Below are 20109 nucleotides of genomic sequence, written 5' to 3'. Positions count from 1 at the left end.
CCTCAGCTTTTACGCCAGACACTTGCCAGCCAAGGCTGTTGCGCCCGCGGCAGCCCAGTCGGCCGGTAGTAGTGCTCCAGCTCCACGAAACCCGCTTCGCCAAGCAACGCACGCCAGGCCGTGAGGTCGTGGTAGGCACCAAAACGCTGGCCGTTCCAGCCCTCCTGATTGTCGCCCCGGGGGTTGGAGCTGAAGAGCACACCGCCGGGCTTGAGCGTGGCGTGTAATTGCTTGAGTACCCTGGGCAGTTCCTGGACGGGAACATGGAACAGCACGGCGTTGGCGAAGATCCCGTCGAAACGTTCGTCCGGCAGGTCGAGTTTCAGGAAGTCTTGCTGCCAGACCTCGCACCCGCTGTCCTGCCGTGCCATGCGGACAAACGCTTGCGAGCCGTCGAGACCGACCGCGACATGGCCCAGTTGCGTGAACGTTTGCAGGTCCCGTCCGGGCCCGCAGCCGAAGTCGAGGATGTGAAACGGACCCTGGGCTTGGATATGTCGCAGCAACGCATCGATGTTCTGGCTGACATCGTGGTCACGAGTACCCTCTCGAAAGCTCTCGGCGACCGCGTTGTAGTTGTCCAGGGTCGTGGAGGTAATGGCTTGCAGGTCTTCGGGGGTGCGTTTCATGATCGTGGACTGGATAGGGGAGCGTGGGCAGACTATACCGCACATCCCGGGTTACCTCCTGTGGGAGCAAAGCTTGCTCGCGAGCAGGCGACACGGTTTTAACTTCAATACCATGTCGTCGCTCATCGCGAGCAAGCTTTGCTCCCACAGTTCCTACAAACTCAGCGCTTGTTCAACCCCCGTGCCAGTCGGTCTCCGCCCAGCTGGATCAACGCCACCAGAGCCACCAGCAACACGATGACCGTGAGCATGATCTGGCTGTCGAAGCGCTGGTAGCCGTAGCGGTAGGCGATGTCTCCCAGGCCGCCGGCCCCGATGGCGCCGGCCATGGCCGAGGAGTTGATCATGGTCACCAGGGTGATGGTAAACCCGCCGACGATACCTGGCAGCGCTTCGGGCAACAGCACATGCCAGACGATATGCCAGCGCCGGCAGCCCATGGCCTGGGCGGCCTCGATCAGGCCATGATCGACTTCCCGCAGGCTGACCTCGGCAATACGGGCGAAGAACGGCGTGGCGGCGATGGTCAATGGCACCACGGCGGCCCACACTCCGTAGGTGGTGCCGACGACCAGGCGCGTGAATGGAATCAGCGCTACCATCAGGATCAGGAACGGTATCGAGCGGAACAGGTTCACGGACGCACCCAGGGCGCGATTCAGGGCTGGCGCCTCGTAGATCCCGCCCTTGCCGCTGGTGACCAGGATCACCGCCAGCGGAATCCCGGCCAGCAAAGCGATCAGCGACGACACACCCACCATCAGGAATGTGTCGATAAAACCCTGCAGCAGGCGATCAAACCACATAACCCAGCACCTCCACCCGTTGCGCCCAATGCCCGGCCCGTTCGCGCAGTTCTTCCGCACCCAATGAAGAGCCGCTGACCGCCAGCAATAATTGCCCCAGCCCATGGCCCTGGATCCGTTCGATGCCACCCTGCAGCAACCGCACCCTTGCGCCGAGGGCGCTGAACAAGGCCGCGAGGTCCGGTTCATCCTGTGCCGTGCCGGTGAATTGCAAACGCAACACGGTCGCGGCGTCCGCCGATGCCGGCTGCGCTTGCAGGCGGTTCTGCAATTCTTCAGGCAGTGCATGCTGCAGCGGTGCCAGCAGTGTCTGGCTGACCTCGTGTTGCGGATTGCCAAAGACTTGCCAAACCGGCCCTTGTTCGACGATCCGCCCTTGCTCGAGCACCACCACCCGGTCGCACGCTTCGCGAATCACCGCCATCTCATGGGTGATCAACACAATGGTCAGGCCCAGCCGCTGGTTGATTTCGCGTAGCAGGCCGAGGATCGATTGAGTGGTTTCCGGATCCAGGGCCGAGGTGGCTTCGTCGCACAGCAGGATCTGCGGGTCATGCACCAGCGCCCTGGCGATGCCGACACGCTGTTTCTGGCCGCCCGAGAGCTGCGCCGGGTAAGCCTCGTGCTTGCCTTGCAGGCCGACCAGTTCAAGCAACTCACGGACTTTGCGCCGACGCTGCTCCTTCGGCACACCGGCCACCTTCAATGGCAGCTCCACGTTCTGCCACACGGTTTTGGCCGACATCAGGTTGAAGTGCTGGAAGATCATGCCGATACGCCGGCGCAGTTCCACCAGCCGGTCTTCATCGAACCCGCCGATGTCCACTTGATCGATCAGCACCCGCCCGCTGGTAGGTTGTTCCAGGCGGTTGATGGTGCGGATCAGCGACGATTTTCCGGCTCCGCTGCGACCGATGATGCCGAAGACCTCTCCGCGTTGGATCGCCAGGTCGATACCTTGCAGTGCCGCCACCGGGCCCTGGCTGCCGTTGTAGGTTTTGCCCAGACCGATGAAGCGGATGTGAGCGCGATTCAAGTGCGGATGCAGCTCGGTACGTTCGGCGCTCGGCAGCGCAGGTATTTCAGGTCGGAGTCGAGCATTGACGGCGTTCATGATCAGCCTTCCCAGCCGGCCTGGTAGAGCTTGCCGTGAGCCTTGTCCAGGGCAGCGCGCACGGCAGGCGAGTGTTGATAGATATCGACGAACTTGATCAGCCGCGGGTCGTTCTTGCTCTTGGGCTGGATCACGAACTGGATGACGTATTCCTTATGATCGAGACCGTCGAACAGCAGAGCGGAGGTGGCATCGAAGGTATTCGCCAGTCGGATGTAGGCGGGGTAGCCCTGTACCAGGTCGGCGTCTTCATAAGCGCGCACCAGTTGCACGGCTTCGACCTGCAGGATCCTCAGTTTCTTCGGGTTGGCCACGATGTCATCTTCGGTGGCCTTGTAGCCCACGCCCGGCTTGAGCGTGATCAGCCCGGCCTTGGCCAGCAGTTGCAAGCCACGCCCACTGTTGATCGGGTCGTTGGCAATGGCGACGCTCGCGCCCTCGGGCAGTTCGTCGAAGCTTTTGTACTTTTTCGAATAGAGGCCGACGTTGTTGATGATTCCTGGCGCGAACGGCACCAGGTCGAATCCGGCGGCGGCCTTGGCGTTTTCCAGGAACGGGATGTGCTGGAAGTAGTTCACGTCGATGTCGCCTGAAGCCAGGCTGACGTTGGGCGCGATCCAGTCGCTGAACTCCACCAGCTCGACCTTCAGGCCTTGCTTGTCGGCCTCTGCCACGGCGGCTTCCAGGGGGATGGCGAATGCGGCGGTGGTACCGATTTTCAATGGCGCATCGGCGGCAAACAGGGTCGAGCTGAACAGGCCGAAGGCCAGAGCCAATGCTTTGACTGGCAAAGAAAGGGAGTGCTGGGTCATGGTTTTTTCCAGTCGATGATTAAATGGGTTCATAGGCCTTTGTGGCGATAGTCCGCGCCCGTGTGTCGCGCCGGCAGATGCGCCTCGGCGTGAAACAGCTTTTCCCGCAGAGTGCCGCTGTCGTATTCGGTCTTGTACGAGCCGCGTCGCTGCAGTTCAGGCACCACCAGATCGATGAAATCCACATAGCTCTGGGGTGTCACGATGCGGGTCAGGTTGAAACCGTCGAGGCCGGTCTCGGCGATCCAGGATTCGAGCTCATCGGCCACCTGGACTGGCGAGCCGATTACCGTGATGTAGCGACCGCCCAACGCGTGCTGTTCCAGCAGCCGGCGTCGGGTCCAGTCGTTATGCTGCAGGATCCGGGTGGCGGACTGGATGGCGTTGCTCTTCACGTACTGGATCGGCTCGTCCAGTTCGTATTGCGAAAAATCGATGCCGGTTGACGCGGAGAAATGCGCCACCCCGGCTTCGGCGCTGGCATAGCCGAGGTACTCGGCATGCTTGGCCCAGGCGTGCGCTTCGGTCTCGCCGACGATCACGTTCAGCCCCATGAACACTTTGATGTCCGCCGGATCGCGCCCGGCCTGAACGGCGCTGGCGCGGACCTTGTCCACCTGGCCTCGGGTGGCCGTCTTGTTCTGGCCACTGATGAACACGCATTCGGCATGACGCCCGGCAAACACCAGGCCCCGCTCAGAACTGCCGGCCTGGAACAACACCGGCGTGCGCTGGGGCGAGGGTTCGCAGAGGTGGTAGCCCTCGACCTGATAGAACTCGCCCTGGTGACGGACCTTGTGCACTTTCTCTGGCTGCGCATAGATCCTTCGCTGGCGGTCGTTGAGCACCGCGTCGTTTTCCCAACTGCCCTCCCAGAGTTTGTAGAGCACTTGCAGGTACTCGTCGGCCTGGTCGTAGCGGCGGTCATGTTCGACCTGGGCCGTCAGGCCCATGGCCTTGGCCGCGCTGTCCAGGTAGCCAGTAACGATGTTCCAGCCGACCCGACCGCGACTCAGGTGATCGAGAGTGCTCATGCGCCGGGCAAACAGGTACGGCGGCTCATAGGTCAGGTTGGCCGTGAGGCCGAAACCGAGGTTGCGGGTGACGGCGGCCATCGCCGAAACCAGCAGCAGTGGGTCGTTGACCGGCAACTGGATCGACTCTTTCAGCGTGACGTCCACCGATTGCTGGTACACGTCGTAAACCCCGACCACATCGGCGATGAACAAGCCATCGAACAACCCGCGCTCCAGCAGTTGCGCCAACCCGGTCCAGTATTCGAGGGTGTTGTATTGGGTCGACGTATCCTGGGGATGAGTCCACAAGCCGTGATTGATATGCCCGATGCAGTTCATGTTGAAGGCGTTGAGCAGGATTTTTTTCTTGCCCTGGCCCATCAGATGGTCCCCCGTAGCGGCGGCTTCTCATCGTTGAGATAGAAGTTGCCCACGGCGTGATATTTCCAGCGCACGGGATCATGCAAGGTGTGCACCCGGGCGTTGCGCCAGTGGCGATCGAGGCCGTGTTCGGCCAGGGTCGCCTGGCTGCCGGCCAGTTCGAACAGCGTGGAACTGGTGGCCAGGGACACTTGCGTGCTGATGGCTCGTGCTTCGGCCACGGTAATCGAGGCCGCTGCGACTGTTTCGGCGTTCGGGTCGACCTGGGCCCGGTCGAGAAACTCGCCGGCGCGTTCGAGCAAAGCCTCGGCGGCGTGCAGGTGGCTGCTCAACCGGCCGAAGCTCTTGAGCGTGAGCGGGTCCTCGGTGGCGATGTCGCTGGTGGCGTCGATCCAGGGCCGCGTCCGGGTGCGGACAAAGTGCAGGGCATCCTCGTAAGCGGCGCGGGCGATACCGGTGTCGATTGCCGCATGGAGAATCTGTGCCAGCGGGCCTACCGGTGTGGGGCGTTCGAAGGCGCTCTGGAACGGCACGATGTCCTCGGCAGCGACCTGGACATCCTCGAACACCACCGAACCGCTGCCGGTGGTGCGCTGGCCGAAACCGCTCCAATCGTCGATGACTGTCAGGCCTTTGCTGTCGCGCGGGACGAACGCGAGTTGTTGCACGCCGTTTTCATCCACTACCGACGTAGGGATGCGCTGGGCGTAAATCGCTCCCGTGGCGTAGAACTTGCGGCCGTTGATGCGATAGTCATCGCCATCACGGCGCAGTTGGGTGATGCGGTCATGGGCGGTCCGGGTACCGAGTTCCGCCAGGGCATTGCCAAACCGCTGCCCGGCCAGCACTTGGGCGTACAGACGCTGTTTCTGCGCATCGCTGCCGTTTACCCGCAGGACTTCCAGTGCATAGAAATGATTCTGTGGAATCTGCCCGAGGGAACCGTCGGCCTGGGCGATCAGCGCAACGACCTTGGCCAGCGTGACGTTGGAAACGCCTGCACCGCCATAGGCCTTGGGCACGCTGATGCCCCACAGGCCGGAGCGGGAAAACGCCTCCAGCTCCGGGTAAGGCAGGCGACGTTCGCGATCGCGCAGTGCACTGTCGCGCTTGAAGTCCTCGGCCAGGTCGCTGGCGACGATCAGGGCTTGTTCATCGCTGGTGATCACCGCGACGTGTTGGGAAAGCGTCATATGCTGCTCCAGAGGTCGGGTCGTCAGATCCAGGAATGCCGGGCCGGCAAGGTACCGTTCAGGTGGTAGGCACCGATTGCGTGGTACTTCCAGCGCACCGGGTCGTGCAGCGTATGGACCCGTGCGTTACGCCAGTGACGATCGAGGTTGAATTCGGCGAGGGTGGCGCGGCTGCCGGCCAGCTCGAACAGCTTCTCGCTGGCGAGCAGAGCGATTTCGGTGCTGAGCACCTTGGCTTCAGCCACGGCGATCGAGGCACGGGCGGCGGATTGCGCAGTGACAGGGGCTGCGCTGACCTGGTCCAGCACCTGGCCGGCCTTGCGCAACAACGCTTCGGCGGCGTGCAGGTCGATTTTCAGCTTGCCGATGTCTGCGATCACATACGGATCGTCGCTGGCCCGCTCGACCTTGGCGTCGATCCACGGACGAGATCGCTCGCGCACGAAGGCGATGGCATCATCGATGGCGCCACGGGCGATGCCCACATCAATGGCGGCCTGGATCAGTTGTGAAATGGCGCCTTGTACGTTAGGGGTTTCGTTGATGCGCCAGTTGTCCAGCACCAGCTCGGCATCGACCCGCACGTTGTTCAGCAACACGGTACCGCTGGCCGTGGTGCGCTGGCCGAATCCCGACCAGTCGTCAACGATCCGCAGGCCCGGCGTGCCGCGCCGCACGAACGCCAACACTTGCCGACCCTCGTCATTCAGCGCCTTGACCGCCACCCAATGGGCGAACAGGGCGCCGGTCGAATAAAATTTCTGCCCGTTGATGACATAGCCGTCACCGTCAGCGGTGATGCGTGCCTTGAGTTCAAGGGTGTTGCGCACGCCACGTTCGGGCCCGGCATTGCCGATGCGCCATCCCGCAAGCACGCTTCGCAAAAGGATGTCTTTCTGTCGTTCGGTGCCCGTGCCGAGGATCAACTGGAGCACGCCGAACTGGTTCTGCGGAATCTGCCCGAGGGCCGGGTCGGCGGCGGAAATAATCGCGAATACATCGGCAAGGGTGACGAACGAGACTTGCGGGCCGCCGTATTCACGAGGGATTGCAATGCTGCCCAGCCCGCTGCGTGTGAACTGTTCGATCTCTGCCCAGGGCAGTTTGCGCTGTTGATCGCGTCGCGCAGCCTGTTGACGGGCGACCTCTGCCAGCGCGTGGGCCGCCTTGATGGCTTCAGCGTCGCTGCGCAGCACCTGGGCGGGCAGCAACGGCGGCGCGACGTCCAGGTCGCTCTGGACTTTTGCTTGGGCCAAATCAGACATTACCGCCGCTCCGTGGCTGCTGGCAGAGCTTTGGCGTAATGCGCCGGAGTGATTGTGTTTCGTTCCATTACCCACCTCACATCTCAAGAAAACGCCGCGATAAATGCGGCTCAGGAATGTCCGGTGGTCCGGTTCATATACCCTAAGCGTGTGTAAATTATTTTTGAAATAACTTTTAGGGATATGAATAGAGAGCTTTTTGCGAACGAACGTGTGGCGAGGTATTTATCCCCTCACCACCGGGGCGATCAGGATTTGGTTCGTGGTTCGGCAGCCATCAGCGGCTCTATCAGCGATTTCTTCAGGTAGGAGGCAGCGCACCCGATCTTCAATGTGCGGGGAGGTGCCCAATGGGAGTTGTTGCCCACACGGTCAAGAATGCAGTACGTCACTTCCAGGCGCAGGTCTTCCCCCGCTTCGAGGATGACTTGCGCAGGGACCCAGACGTTGATCGGATGGCCTACCTCGCACGGTTTGATCCGGGGCAGGTCCATGCGTACGTCACCCCAGCGCACGGTAATCGCATCGTCGGCCGCCATGTTCAGGTAGGGCTCGATGGTCAGTGGGACGCCGCGTTTGATCTGGCTCGGGTTCACGCCGTGGCGTCGGATGGCGGCTGGAATGCGTACGGGGGCCAGCCCCTGGTTCTCATCACCGCTGAGGGCAGACGGTTGGCCGCCGGGGCAGTCGAGCTTGACCTGCACCCGTTGCGTTGCCGACAGCGCCGGCCCGCGCCCGACCTGCATCACGCGATAGTGGATGCGCGAGGTACCGTTGATGATGAAGCTCTCCGGAATACGCAGCGTGACACTGGTCTGTACATCAGCTTCGGTCAGCAGGCGGGAACCAACGTAGCAGTTGTCCCAGAACAATTCGATCAGGTCGCCGGCGTCCATGCCGGGGTAAGGAGCGATGGTCACTTCCAGGCGTGCGGCACTGGTGAGGTTGATGCCGGTCCGGTGGGCGTTGACCAGGGTGGGCGCGGCCAGTTCGGGAATATTCGACGTACATGTCATGGTGTTCTCCTTGATACCTGAAAAACGAAGTCCGTTTCGGAAAGATCAAAGGCGTTTCTGATCGCGACATAATTTTCTAATTGCGGTCATAACCGGTCCCTTCGGTTTCACTGCCGCGAAGAATTAAATAACGTCCAGCGCCTGTGGGGCTCTAGATAAGGGGCCGGTAGTTGTGATGTCAATAGAGGTGTTTATCTAATAATTAATTATGTGAGGCTTCAGAGATTTCCTACGTTCTAGGGGCGACAATACACTGCGCTGTGTTGCCTTTTCCTCGGAACGTCCCTTATCCGGTCATGTGGGTAGGCGAGGTTGGATGGAGTATGGGCGCAGAGATGTTCAGCGAGAGGCAGGTATATACCGCACATGAAAATAGCGGATGTGCTGAAGCGAAGTTTAATTTTGCTGCTTTAAGAGAGAGGTGTGTGAGTTGCTATTCATTGTGATCGAACTTCCATCCCTGGAAGTAACGAAAGCGTCGATGAATTATTGAGGCGTGCGTCCGTCCGCAAGAAACTTGCTGAGGAACTGGCGAGTGCGTTCTTCCTTGGGTGCGGCGAACAAGGCCTTGGCTTCGCCTTGCTCCACGATCACGCCCTTGTCGAAAAACACCACGCGGTTCGCCACGTCCCGGGCAAAGCCCATTTCGTGGGTCACAATGACCATGGTGCGTTTTTCCTCGGCCAGGCCACGAATGGTCGCCAGCACTTCACCTACCAATTCCGGGTCGAGAGCCGAAGTCGGTTCGTCGAACAGAATCACCTGCGGTTCCATCGCCAATGCCCTGGCAATGGCCACGCGTTGCTGCTGGCCGCCCGAGAGACGCCGTGGGTAGGCACTTTCCTTGCCGGCCAGCCCAACCTTGGCCAAGAGCTTGCGGCCCAGGGTTTCGGCGTCGGAGCGTGGTGTTTTTTTCACCACGATCGGACCCTCGGTGACGTTTTCCAGTGCGGTGCGGTGGGGGAACAAGTTGAAGTTCTGGAATACGAAACCCACCTGCTGGCGCAGGCGCCGGACCAACCCCTGTTGCTGGTTCAATGGACGGCTGCCATCGATCTCAATATCGCCGACCTTGATCCGACCGCTGCTGGGTTCTTCCAGGAAGTTCAGGCAGCGCAAGAAGGTCGTCTTGCCTGAACCGCTGGGGCCGATGATTGCAACGACTTCGCCTTCTTCGATCTTCAGGTCGATGCCGTTGAGCACCACCTGACCCTTGAACTGCTTTGTCAGTTTTTCCACGACAATCATGGGTCAGGACTCCTGGTCGTGCCGATTGACCCGTGCTTCCAGGACGTTCTGCAAGTGCGACAGCACACTCGCCAGGACCCAGTAAATCAGCGCGGCGGCAAGATACATGGTGAAGATTTCGAAAGTGCGGGCAGTAATCAGCTGCGCCTGGCGGAACAGTTCAGGCACCTGGATGGTTGCCGCCAGCGCGGTGTCCTTGACCAGGGAAATGAAACTGTTGCCCAGCGGTGGCAAGGCTGTGCGCGCCGCTTGCGGCAGGATGGCACGACGCAGGGTCTGCGCCCGGGTCATGCCGATGCTGGCCGCCGCTTCCCACTGGCCCCGCTCGATGGAACTGATGGCGGCTCGCAGGATTTCGCATGCGTAGGCGGCCATGTTCAGCGAAAAGCCGATCAGTGCCGCCGGCAACGGATCGAGCTCGACGCCCAGTTGCGGAAGCCCGTAATAAATCACGAACAATTGCACCAGCAGCGGCGTGCCGCGAAAGAACGACACGTAGACCCGGGCAACCCAGCTTACCAGCCTGAAGCGGGACAAGCGCATCAACGCCAGGCCGAACCCCAGCAGCAAGCCGAAGAACATGCCGCCAAGGCTGAGGATGACTGTGTAATACGCGCCCTTGAGCAAAAAGGGCGCGGAGTCCAGCGCGAGTTGAAAAGCCTCTTCCATTATTGAGTGACGTCAGCGCTGAAGTATTTTTCCGAAAGCTTTTTCAGCGTGCCGTCGGCGCGCAGCTTGTCGATGGCCTTGTTCACGGCTGCCAACAGCTCAGGCTCGCCTTTGCGCAATGCAATACCGGCCTCCTGGCGCGAAAAGGCTTCGCTGGTGACGGTGGTGTCCTTGGCTTTCCTGGCGTATTCCAGCGCGGCCAGACGGTCGATCAGGATGGCGTCGATGCGCCCGACACGCAGGTCCTGGAACTTGGTCGGATCGTCATCGTAGGTTTTGACCTGGGCGCCCGGTACTTCAGCCTTGACCCATTGTTCGTAGTTGGTCCCCAAGCCCACGCCGACTTTTTTACCGTCCAGGTCAGCGGCCTTCTTGATGTTCAGCTCGTCGGCTTTCTTGGTCAGTACCAGCGCTTGAATCCCGGAAATGGTGTACGGCTCGGAGAAGTCGTATTTTTTCTTGCGTTCCTCGGAAATGGTCACCTGGTTGACCACGGCGTCCAGACGCTTGGATTCCAGCGCCGCGAGGATGCCGGCCCAAGGGGTCGTCTGCAGTTTGACATTCACGCCCAATTCCTTGGCTAGTGCTTCGGAAAACTCCACTTCGAAGCCGGTCAGTTTGCCGCTGTCATCAACGAAGCTGAAGGGTGGATAAGTGCCTTCCAAGCCGATCTTGATTTCACCGGCATCCTTGATTTTCTGCAGTTGCTCACCGGCAACCGCCTGTCCCAGCAGCCCGGCGCTCAACGCCAGGCCCAACGAACCTACCAACAGGTTGCGACGTAATGCGGAAAAATTCATGACAAGCCCCTGTGTTTTCTTATGACGACGTTATGTTGGATGAGGAAGGCATAGCCGCGATCCAAAAAGACTGCCACATCCTGCCTTAAAGCAGCCCGGGCGTCTCGCGGCAAATAGGCCTTCGGCCAAACTATAAGATGGGTTTTATAGATTGGAAAATAATATTAAAAATTACTTATATTCCAATATGGAATTTGCAAATCCTGTGTTTATTCAGACTTCAGAACGCGGCGTCATAGGCAAACAACGCCGGAGCCCCCCCGGTATGCAGAAAAATGATCGGACCCTCGTCGAAGCGGTCACGGCCGATACCATCGAGCAGGCCGGCCATGGCCTTGCCGGTATAGACCGGGTCCAGCAACAGTCCTTCCTGGCTGGCCAGCAGCTTGACCGCCGCCAGGGTACCGGCGTTGGGCTCGCCATAGCGTGGAGCGAAATATTCGTCCCACAGGTTTACCTTGAAGGCTGGCGAAAGCGCGACATCGAGCAATTGGGCGACGCGCTCTGCGAGCCCCTGGACCTTGGGAAACTGGTCTTCTTCGCTGCGTGAAACCGTTACGCCAATCACCGGGAGCTGTGGCAGTGATTCACTCAAGGCCAGGGCCAGTCCGCTGTGGGTGCCGGCACTGCCCGAGGCCAGCACCACGGCGGCGAACTCCAGGCCGGTGTCCTTGATCTGCTCGGCCAGCTCCAGGCCGGCGCGCACATACCCCAGCGCGCCCAAGGCGTTTGAGCCGCCAATAGGCACGAGGTAGGGTTTTTTGCCGTTGCTGCGCAGCCGCGTCGCCAGGGCCTGCAGTTGCTCTTCGGCGTTGTCCAGGTTGTCCACGAGTTCGACTTTGGCATCGAACAGTTCCAACAACAGTCGGTTGCCGTTGCCCAGGTAGTTGCGGTCGTCGGTGCCGATGGGGTTTTCCAGCAAGGCCACACAACCCAGGCCCAGCCTGGCCGCCAGCGCGGCGGTCTGGCGTACATGGTTGGACTGGATCGCGCCGGCGGTGATGAGGGTGTCGGCACCCTCGGCCAGTGCATCGGCGGCGAGGTATTCGAGCTTGCGCAGCTTGTTGCCACCCAGGGCCAGAGGGGTCAGGTCGTCGCGCTTGATGTAGATGGCCCGACCGAGCCAAGTGGAGAGACGTTCGAGTTTTTCCAGCGGGGTCGGATGGCCGAGCAGGTCCAGGCGGTTAAAGCGCGCCAGCTGTTGTTTGATCATGGGTCCGTACTGATTGCAGTAGATGTCCGGACTATAGGCAGGTAGATATTGGTGGGCAACTGGCAATCGTTGAGCGGGGAGTAAACGGGAGGTGTCTACAGGTTGCCAAACCACACTGGACTTTGTGGTAGTGAGATGTGGTGGAGCTACTGAACGAACGCACGCCAAGCAGCGTCATACCCTCCCGTGGATCGGTGTAGGAAACTGCCGTCGAGCCCTGCGATTAGTCCTTAGCTACCTAAGTATGTTTAACTTGAACGTTCATTCAGATTAAACCACCGGTTTGCTGCCCGCTCACAATAGGAGGCTTGCCTTTGCCGAGTCCGTTTTCGACTGTCGCGATTCCCCTGGCCGGGGTGCTTCGCTCATGAATACCTCGTCTCTTCCATCCAGCGGTCTGGTCCGCATGAATCCGCCGGTTTTCTATTTCGCGGCGACGTTTATCCTGGTGTTCGGTCTGGTGGTGATCGCCGTGCCCGAACAGGCCGGCGCCTGGTTGCTGTCGGCGCAGAACTGGGCGGCCAACACGGTCGGCTGGTATTACCTGCTGGCGATGACCCTGTACCTGGTCTTCGTGGTGGTCACCGCTTTGTCCGGCTACGGCAAGATCAAGCTCGGTGCCGACCACGACGAACCCGAATTCAGTTATCTGTCCTGGGCCGGCATGCTGTTCGCCGCCGGGATCAGCATCACGCTGTTTTTCTTTTGTGTTTCCGAGCCGCTGACTCATCTGGCGCAGCCGCCTCAAGGGGAGGCCGGTACGGCGCAGGCGGCGCGCCAGGCCATGCAGATCCTTTTCTTGCACTGGGGGCTGCACGGTTGGGGCGTGTTTGCGTTTGTCGGCATGGCCCTGGCGTATTTCGCTTATCGGCACAATCTTCCGCTGGCGCTACGTTCGGCGCTGTACCCGTTGATCGGCAAACGCATCAATGGGCCCATCGGTTATACGGTGGACGGCTTTGGCATCATCGCCACCGTGTTCGGGTTGGGGGCGGACATGGGGTTTGGCGTCTTGCACCTCAACTCCGGCCTCGATTACCTGTTTGGCATCGCTCATACCCAATGGATTCAGGTTGGCCTGATCGCACTGATGATGGGCGCTGCGATCATCGTGGCGGTAGCCGGCGTCGACAAGGGCGTGCGGGTCATGTCCGACATCAACATGCTGCTGGCCTGCGCGTTGCTGTTGTTCGTGCTGTTCGCCGGGCCCACCCAGCACCTGCTCAATACCTTGATCCAGAATGTGGGCGATTACCTCGGCGCGCTGCCGATGAAGAGCTTCGATTTGTACGCCTACAACGAACCCAGCGACTGGCTGGGTGGCTGGACGGTGTTCTACTGGGCATGGTGGATTGCGTGGTCACCGTTCGTGGGGTTGTTCATCGCACGGATATCCCGAGGGCGCACCATTCGCGAATTCGTGTTTGGCGTGCTGCTGATTCCCTTGGGCTTCACCCTGGCGTGGATGTCGATTTTCGGCAACAGCGCTATTGACCAGGTGCTCAACCAAGGCATGAGTGCCCTGGGCATGTCAGCCTTGGACAATCCTTCGATGAGCCTGTATCTGCTGCTGGAAACCTACCCTTGGAGCAAGACGGTCATCGCGGTCACGGTGTTCATCAGCTTTGTATTCTTCGTCACTTCCGCCGACTCCGGCACCGTAGTGCTTTCGACACTCTCGGCCAAGGGCGGTAACCCCGATGAAGACGGACCGAAATGGCTGCGGGTGTTCTGGGGCGCCATGACCGCCCTGGTGACCAGCGCACTGTTGTTTTCCGGCAGCATCGATGCCTTGAAGTCGGCGGTGGTGCTGACATCGTTGCCGTTCTCGCTGATTCTGCTGCTGATGATGTGGGGACTGCACAAGGCGTTTTTCCTCGAGTCGCAGAAAAAAATCGCGCAAATGCATTCCCTGGCACCTGTATCGGGCTCACGCCGGGGCAAGGGCGGTTGGCGACAGCGCTTGAGTCAGGCCGTGCATTTCCCGTCCCGGGACGAGGTGTACCGTTTCCTCGACAGCACGGTTCGCCCGGCCATCGAGGAAGTCAAAGCGGTATTCGCCGAAAAGGGGCTGGCAGTGATGACCCACCCGGATCCGGCCAACGACAGCGTCAGCCTGGAGATCGGCCATGGCGAGCAGCATCCTTTCATCTACCAGGTGCAGATGCGCGGCTACTTCACGCCCTCCTTCGCCCGGGGCGGCATGGGCTCCAAGGAGCTCAACAATCGCCGCTACTACCGTGCCGAAGTGCACCTGAGCGAGGGCAGTCAGGACTACGATCTGGTGGGCTACTCCAAGGATCAGGTGATCAACGACATCCTCGATCAGTACGAACGGCACATGCAGTTTCTGCATCTGGTTCGTTGACCGACGAATCTCAGACCAGGCCGCCGTTAGCCCGCAGGATCTGCCCGTTGACCCAGCCGGCGGCCGGGCTCGCCAGGAAAGAAACGATACTGGCGATATCTTCCGGCTGGCCGAGGCGTTCCAGGGGCGGCATCTTGGCGTACTGCTGGACTTGCTCTTCGCTTTTACCGTGCATGAACAATTCGGTAGCGACCGGGCCGGGGGCGACGGCATTGACGGTAATCTGCCGGCCGCGCAGTTCCTTGGCAAATACCTGGGTCAGGGATTCGACGGCGGCCTTGCTGGCGATGTACACCGAGTAACCGGGCAGGTTGAGGCCAACGGTGCTGCTGGAGAAATTCACGATCCGGCCGCCATCGTTCAGGCGGGTCGCGGCTTCGCGCAGTGTGTTGAAGGTGCCTCGAGTGTTGATGGCGAATGTCTGGTCGAACAGCTCATCGCTGTGTTGTGCCAGTGGCATGACCTGCAGGATACCGGCGTTGTTGACCAGCAGGTCGACCTTGCCCAGGTGCGTTTCGGTTTCATCGAACATCCGCCGGACATCGGCGGCAGAGGACACATCGGCCTTGATCGCGATGGCCTGCTGACCGGCCTGGCGCAGCTGCACCACCAGCTTCGAGGCTTCGGTAGCGCTGTTGGCGTAGTTGATGGCGACGGCGAATCCTTCGCTCGCCAGTCGCTTGGCGATTTCAGCACCGATGCCGCGGGAGGCGCCGGTCACAATGGCAACTTTGGACTTTTGATCGGTCATGGCGGTGTTCCTGATTGAACTGAGGTGAGCGAAGGGTCACATGTTTACTCAGTGCGATAAATGCACGAGAGTTGCCGTGACTGTTCAATAATCACCAACAATCATGGCGAAAAGGTCGAATGGATCAAGTCAAGGCGATGAAAGTGTTCGTGCGCATCTATGAGCGCAGCAGCTTTACCCAAGCCGCCGAGGACCTGAACCTGCCCCGCGCGACGTTGACCCACACCCTCAATCAATTCGAAGCCTGGCTGGGCGTGCGCCTGATGGAGCGCAGCACTCGCAAAGTTCGACCGACCCTCGATGGCGAAGCCTATTACCCACGCTGCGTGCAGTTACTGGCGGAGTTGGAGGAGGCGGAACTGGCCTTTCGCAGCGTGGCGCCCAAGGGCAAGTTGCGGGTGGACCTGCACGGAACCCTGGCGCGGAGTTTTGTGATTCCGGCATTGCCACGGTTCATGGCCCGCTATCCGGACATCGAACTGTCCATCAGTGAGGCCGATCGTTTCGTAGACCTGATCGCCGAGGGGGTCGATTGCGTGTTGCGGGCCGGCACGTTGAGCGATTCGTCATTGATCGGTCGCCGCGTTGCCAGCCTGCAACAGATCACTTGCGCCAGCCCCGCGTACTTGCGCCAGTACGGCGAGCCGAAAAGCCTTGACGACCTGAGCCGGCACCGGGCGGTGAATTACCTGTCGCGTACCACCGGCAAGCTGTATCCGTTCCAGTTCATGGTGGAAGGCGAACTCAGGGAAGTGGCCATCGACGGAGCACTCTCGGTATTCGGTGCCGAAATCTATGCGGCCTCGGCCATCGCCGGCCTGGGCCTGATCCAATGCCCGCGCTATCGGATGCAAACCCAGCTTGAGCAGGGCCTGGTGCAGGAAGTACTCGCCGCCACTCCACCCCCGCCCATGCCGATATCGGTGCTGTATCCCCACAACCGCCATATGTCGTCAAGGGTGCGGGTATTTGTGGACTGGCTGGCGGAGGTGTTTGCCGCTGCTCATTAGCGTGGCCTTCGATGTTCCTGTGTGGGAGCCGTCCTTATTTCCCAGGGTACTGTGATGAAATGCTACCGTTAGCCCTTTCGCATCCACCCGAACGGAGGGTCTTCCGATGACTTATACCGCCGCCGGCAACCGCTACGAGTCCATTCCCTATCGCCGCGTCGGCCGTAGCGGCCTGGTGCTGCCAGCACTGTCGCTGGGGTTGTGGCACAACTTCGGCGACAGCACGCCAATCGACACGCAGCGCGCCTTGCTGCGCACGGCATTCGACCTGGGGATCAACCACTTTGACCTGGCAAACAACTATGGCCCGCCCTACGGCAGTGCCGAGATCAATTTCGGTCGGTTGCTGCGCGAAGATTTCAAGCAGTACCGCGATGAGCTGATCATTTCCAGCAAGGCCGGTTGGGACATGTGGCCGGGGCCTTATGGGCAGGGCGGCGGTTCGCGCAAGTACGTGCTCGCCAGTCTTGATCAGAGCCTGAAGCGCCTGGGGCTGGACTACGTGGATATCTTCTATTCCCACCGTTTCGATCCCGACACGCCGCTTGAAGAAACCGCCAGTGCCTTGGCGACTGCCGTGCAGCAGGGCAAGGCGTTGTATGTCGGCATTTCTTCTTATTCAGGCGTGAAGACGCGGGAAATGGCCGCGCTGCTGAAGGAGTGGAAGGTCCCACTGCTGATTCACCAGCCGGCTTATAACCTGCTCAATCGCTGGGTGGAGAAAGACCTGCTGGAGGCAACCGAAGAGCTGGGCACCGGCGTGATCGCTTTTACTCCCTTGGCCCAAGGCCTGCTCACTGACAAATACCTCAAGGGCATTCCGGATGATGCGCGGATCAACCGCCCGGGAGGTGGCTCGTTGCAGGCTTCGCACCTGTCGCAAAGCAACATTGCCCACGTACGAGCCCTCAACGAGATCGCCCAACGGCGCGGGCAGAGCCTGGCCCAAATGGCTTTGGCCTGGACGCTTCGCGATCCTAGGATCACCTCGGCGCTGATCGGTGCCAGCCGTCCGGAGCAGATCATCGAGAACGTCGGCGCCCTCAAGAAACTGGATTTCAGCGCGGAGGAACTGGCGCAGATCGATCGTTTCGCCCAGGAAGGCGGGATCAATCTCTGGGAGAAGCCTTCGTTGGCGGAGTGACGTTGCGGGAGCAAGCTGTAGGAAAGGCTGTGGGAGCAAACCTGTGGGAGCAAGGCTTGCCCGCGATGAACGATAACGCATAAATCGCGTCGTCCGCATCGCCAGCAAGCTGTGCTCCCACAGTGCTTCCTCACCACAGATGGTTGTATTCACCTGAAAAACGGCACATCCCCCAGTATCGTCGCCCGGTGCATTACCCGCCGCGCCGGGCGATAGTCATCCACCGCGAAGTGCTGGGTCACGCGGTTGTCCCAGAACGCCACGTCGTTGGCCTGCCAGCGCCAACGGATGGTGAATTCCGGGCGGGTGGCGTGGGCGAACAACAACTTCAGGATGACCTCGCTTTCGCTTTCCGACAGCTCGTTGATGCGGGTGGTGAAACCTTCATTGACGAACAGCGAACGACGCCCGCTGACCGGGTGGGTGCGAATGACCGGATGGGACAACGGTGGGTTCTTGCGGCGCGCCTCTTCCCAGCGCACCCGATCTTCGGCGGTCGTGCCAAACCGTTCCAGCGGAAACGAACGGATAAAGTCGTGGGTTGCCGTCAGGCCTCCCAGCATACCTTTCAAAGGCGATGACAAGGCTTCATAGGCTGCGATCCCGCTGGCCCACAAGGTGTCGCCGCCGAACGCCGGTAGCAGTTTGGCGCTGAGCACCGCGCCCAGGGCAGGGGTCGGCAGGAAGGTCACGTCGGTGTGCCAGATGGCGTTGTCGCGAACATCGGTGACGGCGGTGTCGAGCACCAGGACTTCAGGCTGTTCCGGCACGTTGGGGTAGATCGGATGAATATGCAGGTCACCGAAGTAAGCGGCGAAACGCGCCTGCTGCCGCGGATCGATCGGCTGGTCCCGAAAGAACAGCACCTGATGTTCAAGCAATGCCTGCTCGATGGTGTCGCGATCCTGTGGGCTCAAGGGCTTGCTGATATCGACCCCGCTGATCTGCGCGCCGAGGGCGCTGCTCAACGGGGTAATGGTCGCACGGTTCATCGCAGTGTCTCGTTTGGCGCCGAATCGTCGGCGTGGTCATTGGGTATCAATGGGCCTGGCCGTGCCATGGCACCAGTCTGCGTTGCAGGGCGCGCAAGCCCATTTCCATGGCGAAGGCGATCAATGCGATCACCAGGATTCCCAACACCACCACATCGGTGACCAGGAACTGCGCGGCTGACTGCACCATGAAGCCCAGGCCGCTGGTGGCGGCGATCAGTTCGGCGGCCACCAGCGTCGACCAGCCCACGCCCAGGCCGATGCGAATCCCGGTCAGGATGTCCGGCAGGGCACTGGGTACGATCACATGGCGAATCAACTGGATACGCGTGGCACCCAGCGATTGCGCGGCCCGCAGTTTGGCCGGGTCGACGGTGCGCACGCCGGTCGCGGTGGCGATGGCAATCGGGGCGAAGATCGCCAGATAAATCAGTAGCACCTTCGACAGCTCACCAATGCCGCACCAGATCACGATCAATGGCAGATAGGCCAGGGGCGGGATCGGCCGGTAAAACTCGATCAAGGGATCGAGCACACCCCGGGCGATGCGGTTGGCGCCGATGGCGATGCCCACCGGTACCGCCGTCAAAATGGCGAACAACAGGCCCAGGCCGATTCGCTGAAGGCTCGCGCCCAAGTGTTGCCAGAGTGTGGCGTCCATATAGCCGCTGGTCGCCAGCAGCCAGCCTTTTTGCAGCACCGCGAAGGGCGAAGGCAGGAACAACGGTTCGATCAACCCGCTGGCGGTGACGGCCCACCAGGCCGACAGCAAGGCGATCAACGTCAGGCTGCTGATCCAGCGGATACTCAATTTGAATCCTGAGCCGATGGCTGGGCGCCTGGTCGTCGGTTCACGGACCAGGGCAGGCACTTCATAGCTGCTCATGCGCGCTCCTGTCGCCGAACGGCGCTGCGTTGAGAGAACACTTTGGCGAGTACATGCTCGCGGGTTTCGATAAAGCGTGGATCGGACTTGATTGACCGAGCCGATTCCCCGTCCCCATAACGTCGACCGAAGTCCAGGCTCAAGCGCTCGACGATGTGCCCCGGATCGGGTGCCAGCAGAATCAGGTCGGTGGCGAGGAAGACCGCCTCCTCGATGTCATGGGTGATGAGGAACACCGGTTTGGCAGTGCGTTGCCAGACTTGCAGCAACAATTCCTGCATTTGCTCACGGGTGAAAGCGTCCAGGGCGCCGAAAGGCTCGTCCATCAATAGCAGGCGTGGGTCGGCCGCCAACGCTCGGGCAAGGCCGACACGTTGTTTCTGCCCGCCGGAAAGCTGCCAGATGCGGCGCTGTTCGAAACCGGCCAGATCCACCAGGGCGAGCATTTCGCGAGCGCGGGCTTCACGCTGTGCCTTGGCGACGCCGGCCAGCTCCAGGCCGAACCCAACGTTAGCCAGCACGTCTTGCCAAGGCAGTAGCGCGTCGTCCTGGAACACCACGCCGCGCTCGGCACCCGGCCCCGATACGGGTACGCCGTCCAGGCTGATCTGTCCGGCGCTGGGCTCGACGAATCCGGCGATCAGGTTCAACAGCGAGGTCTTGCCACTGCCGGACGGGCCAAGGGCAACCAGCAATTGTCGGGGCCCCAGGGTCAGTGAAATATCCGCCAGCACAGGTTCCGCTGCACCGGGGTACTGTGCGCTGATGCGCTCCAGCTGTAGCAAGGCCATCGCAA

19 protein-coding genes are annotated in these 20109 nt (G+C 60.8%); 3 read left to right on the top strand and 16 right to left on the bottom strand.

The genetic code is table 11. The features are described 5' to 3' along the window. Positions 1-2 precede the first annotated feature (2 nt). From AD666_RS04675 to AD666_RS04620, 12 genes are all read right to left on the bottom strand, one after another. Entirely contained in the window at positions 3-629 is a 627-nt protein-coding gene (locus AD666_RS04675) for a bifunctional 2-polyprenyl-6-hydroxyphenol methylase/3-demethylubiquinol 3-O-methyltransferase UbiG (RefSeq protein WP_053148042.1), read from the bottom strand. A gap of 161 nt (positions 630-790) precedes the next feature. Then, entirely contained in the window at positions 791-1435 is a 645-nt protein-coding gene (locus tag AD666_RS04670; protein ID WP_053148040.1) for a methionine ABC transporter permease, read from the bottom strand. Further along, a complete protein-coding gene (locus AD666_RS04665) occupies positions 1425-2549 on the bottom strand; it encodes a methionine ABC transporter ATP-binding protein (RefSeq protein WP_053148039.1) in 1125 nt (374 codons plus the stop codon). The genes AD666_RS04670 and AD666_RS04665 overlap by 11 nt, the downstream gene beginning before the upstream one ends. Before the next feature lie 2 nt (positions 2550-2551). After that, positions 2552-3361, bottom strand: coding sequence for a MetQ/NlpA family ABC transporter substrate-binding protein (locus AD666_RS04660; protein ID WP_053148037.1), 810 nt, complete (start codon positions 3359-3361; stop codon positions 2552-2554). A gap of 29 nt (positions 3362-3390) precedes the next feature. Further along, on the bottom strand, positions 3391-4758 hold the full coding sequence (locus tag AD666_RS04655) for an LLM class flavin-dependent oxidoreductase (protein WP_053148035.1): 1368 nt from the start codon (positions 4756-4758) through the stop codon (positions 3391-3393). Next, a complete protein-coding gene (locus AD666_RS04650; protein ID WP_053148033.1) occupies positions 4758-5951 on the bottom strand; it encodes an SfnB family sulfur acquisition oxidoreductase in 1194 nt (397 codons plus the stop codon). The genes AD666_RS04655 and AD666_RS04650 overlap by 1 nt, the downstream gene beginning before the upstream one ends. Before the next feature lie 23 nt (positions 5952-5974). Then, positions 5975-7216 carry an SfnB family sulfur acquisition oxidoreductase gene (locus tag AD666_RS04645; protein ID WP_053148031.1) on the bottom strand — a complete coding sequence of 414 codons (1242 nt, stop codon included), beginning with the start codon at positions 7214-7216 and terminating at the stop codon, positions 5975-5977. Positions 7217-7464: 248 nt separating this feature from the next. Next, a complete protein-coding gene (locus AD666_RS04640; RefSeq protein ID WP_053148029.1) occupies positions 7465-8232 on the bottom strand; it encodes a hypothetical protein in 768 nt (255 codons plus the stop codon). A 486-nt stretch (positions 8233-8718) separates the two neighbouring features. Further along, positions 8719-9480 (bottom strand): L-cystine ABC transporter ATP-binding protein TcyN, encoded by a 762-nt coding sequence (gene tcyN, locus AD666_RS04635; protein WP_053148027.1) that lies wholly within the window; start codon positions 9478-9480, stop codon positions 8719-8721. A gap of 3 nt (positions 9481-9483) precedes the next feature. Continuing rightward, positions 9484-10149 (bottom strand): cystine ABC transporter permease, encoded by a 666-nt coding sequence (tcyL, locus tag AD666_RS04630; protein ID WP_053148026.1) that lies wholly within the window; start codon positions 10147-10149, stop codon positions 9484-9486. Beyond that, the gene (gene tcyJ / locus AD666_RS04625; protein ID WP_053148024.1) at positions 10149-10949 is read right to left on the bottom strand and encodes a cystine ABC transporter substrate-binding protein; all 801 of its coding nucleotides are present in this window, start codon (positions 10947-10949) and stop codon (positions 10149-10151) included. Before tcyJ ends, tcyL begins: the two co-directional genes overlap by 1 nt. 220 nt (positions 10950-11169) lie before the next feature. Continuing rightward, the gene (locus tag AD666_RS04620; protein WP_053148023.1) at positions 11170-12162 is read right to left on the bottom strand and encodes a D-cysteine desulfhydrase; all 993 of its coding nucleotides are present in this window, start codon (positions 12160-12162) and stop codon (positions 11170-11172) included. Positions 12163-12568: 406 nt separating this feature from the next. Here AD666_RS04620 and betT point away from each other — a divergent pair, with 406 nt between their 5' ends. Next, complete coding sequence (gene betT / locus AD666_RS04615) at positions 12569-14530, top strand: choline transporter BetT (RefSeq protein WP_172679596.1); 1962 nt, start codon at positions 12569-12571, stop codon at positions 14528-14530. A gap of 10 nt (positions 14531-14540) precedes the next feature. Here betT and AD666_RS04610 read toward each other — a convergent pair whose 3' ends face one another. Then, complete coding sequence (locus AD666_RS04610) at positions 14541-15281, bottom strand: SDR family oxidoreductase (protein WP_053148019.1); 741 nt, start codon at positions 15279-15281, stop codon at positions 14541-14543. Between the two features lie 119 nt (positions 15282-15400). Here AD666_RS04610 and AD666_RS04605 point away from each other — a divergent pair, with 119 nt between their 5' ends. Then, positions 15401-16291, top strand: coding sequence for a LysR family transcriptional regulator (locus tag AD666_RS04605; protein ID WP_053148017.1), 891 nt, complete (start codon positions 15401-15403; stop codon positions 16289-16291). A gap of 106 nt (positions 16292-16397) precedes the next feature. After that, positions 16398-17435 carry an L-glyceraldehyde 3-phosphate reductase gene (gene mgrA, locus AD666_RS04600; RefSeq protein WP_053148015.1) on the top strand — a complete coding sequence of 346 codons (1038 nt, stop codon included), beginning with the start codon at positions 16398-16400 and terminating at the stop codon, positions 17433-17435. A gap of 149 nt (positions 17436-17584) precedes the next feature. Here mgrA and tauD read toward each other — a convergent pair whose 3' ends face one another. From tauD to tauB, 3 genes are read right to left on the bottom strand one after another with little or no spacing between them, the layout of a single operon-like run. Then, positions 17585-18427, bottom strand: a complete 843-nt coding sequence (gene tauD / locus AD666_RS04595; protein WP_053148013.1) for a taurine dioxygenase — start codon at positions 18425-18427, stop codon at positions 17585-17587. 46 nt (positions 18428-18473) lie between these two features. Next, on the bottom strand, positions 18474-19313 hold the full coding sequence (gene tauC, locus AD666_RS04590) for a taurine ABC transporter permease TauC (protein WP_053148011.1): 840 nt from the start codon (positions 19311-19313) through the stop codon (positions 18474-18476). Next, on the bottom strand, positions 19310-20104 hold the full coding sequence (gene tauB / locus AD666_RS04585) for a taurine ABC transporter ATP-binding subunit (protein ID WP_053148005.1): 795 nt from the start codon (positions 20102-20104) through the stop codon (positions 19310-19312). The genes tauC and tauB overlap by 4 nt, the downstream gene beginning before the upstream one ends. Positions 20105-20109 lie beyond the last annotated feature (5 nt).

The organism is Pseudomonas sp. Pf153 (assembly GCF_001269775.1).
In the GTDB taxonomy this organism is placed as follows: Bacteria; Pseudomonadota; Gammaproteobacteria; order Pseudomonadales; family Pseudomonadaceae; genus Aquipseudomonas; species Aquipseudomonas uvaldensis.
This window is presented reverse-complemented; position numbering and strand designations above follow the sequence as displayed.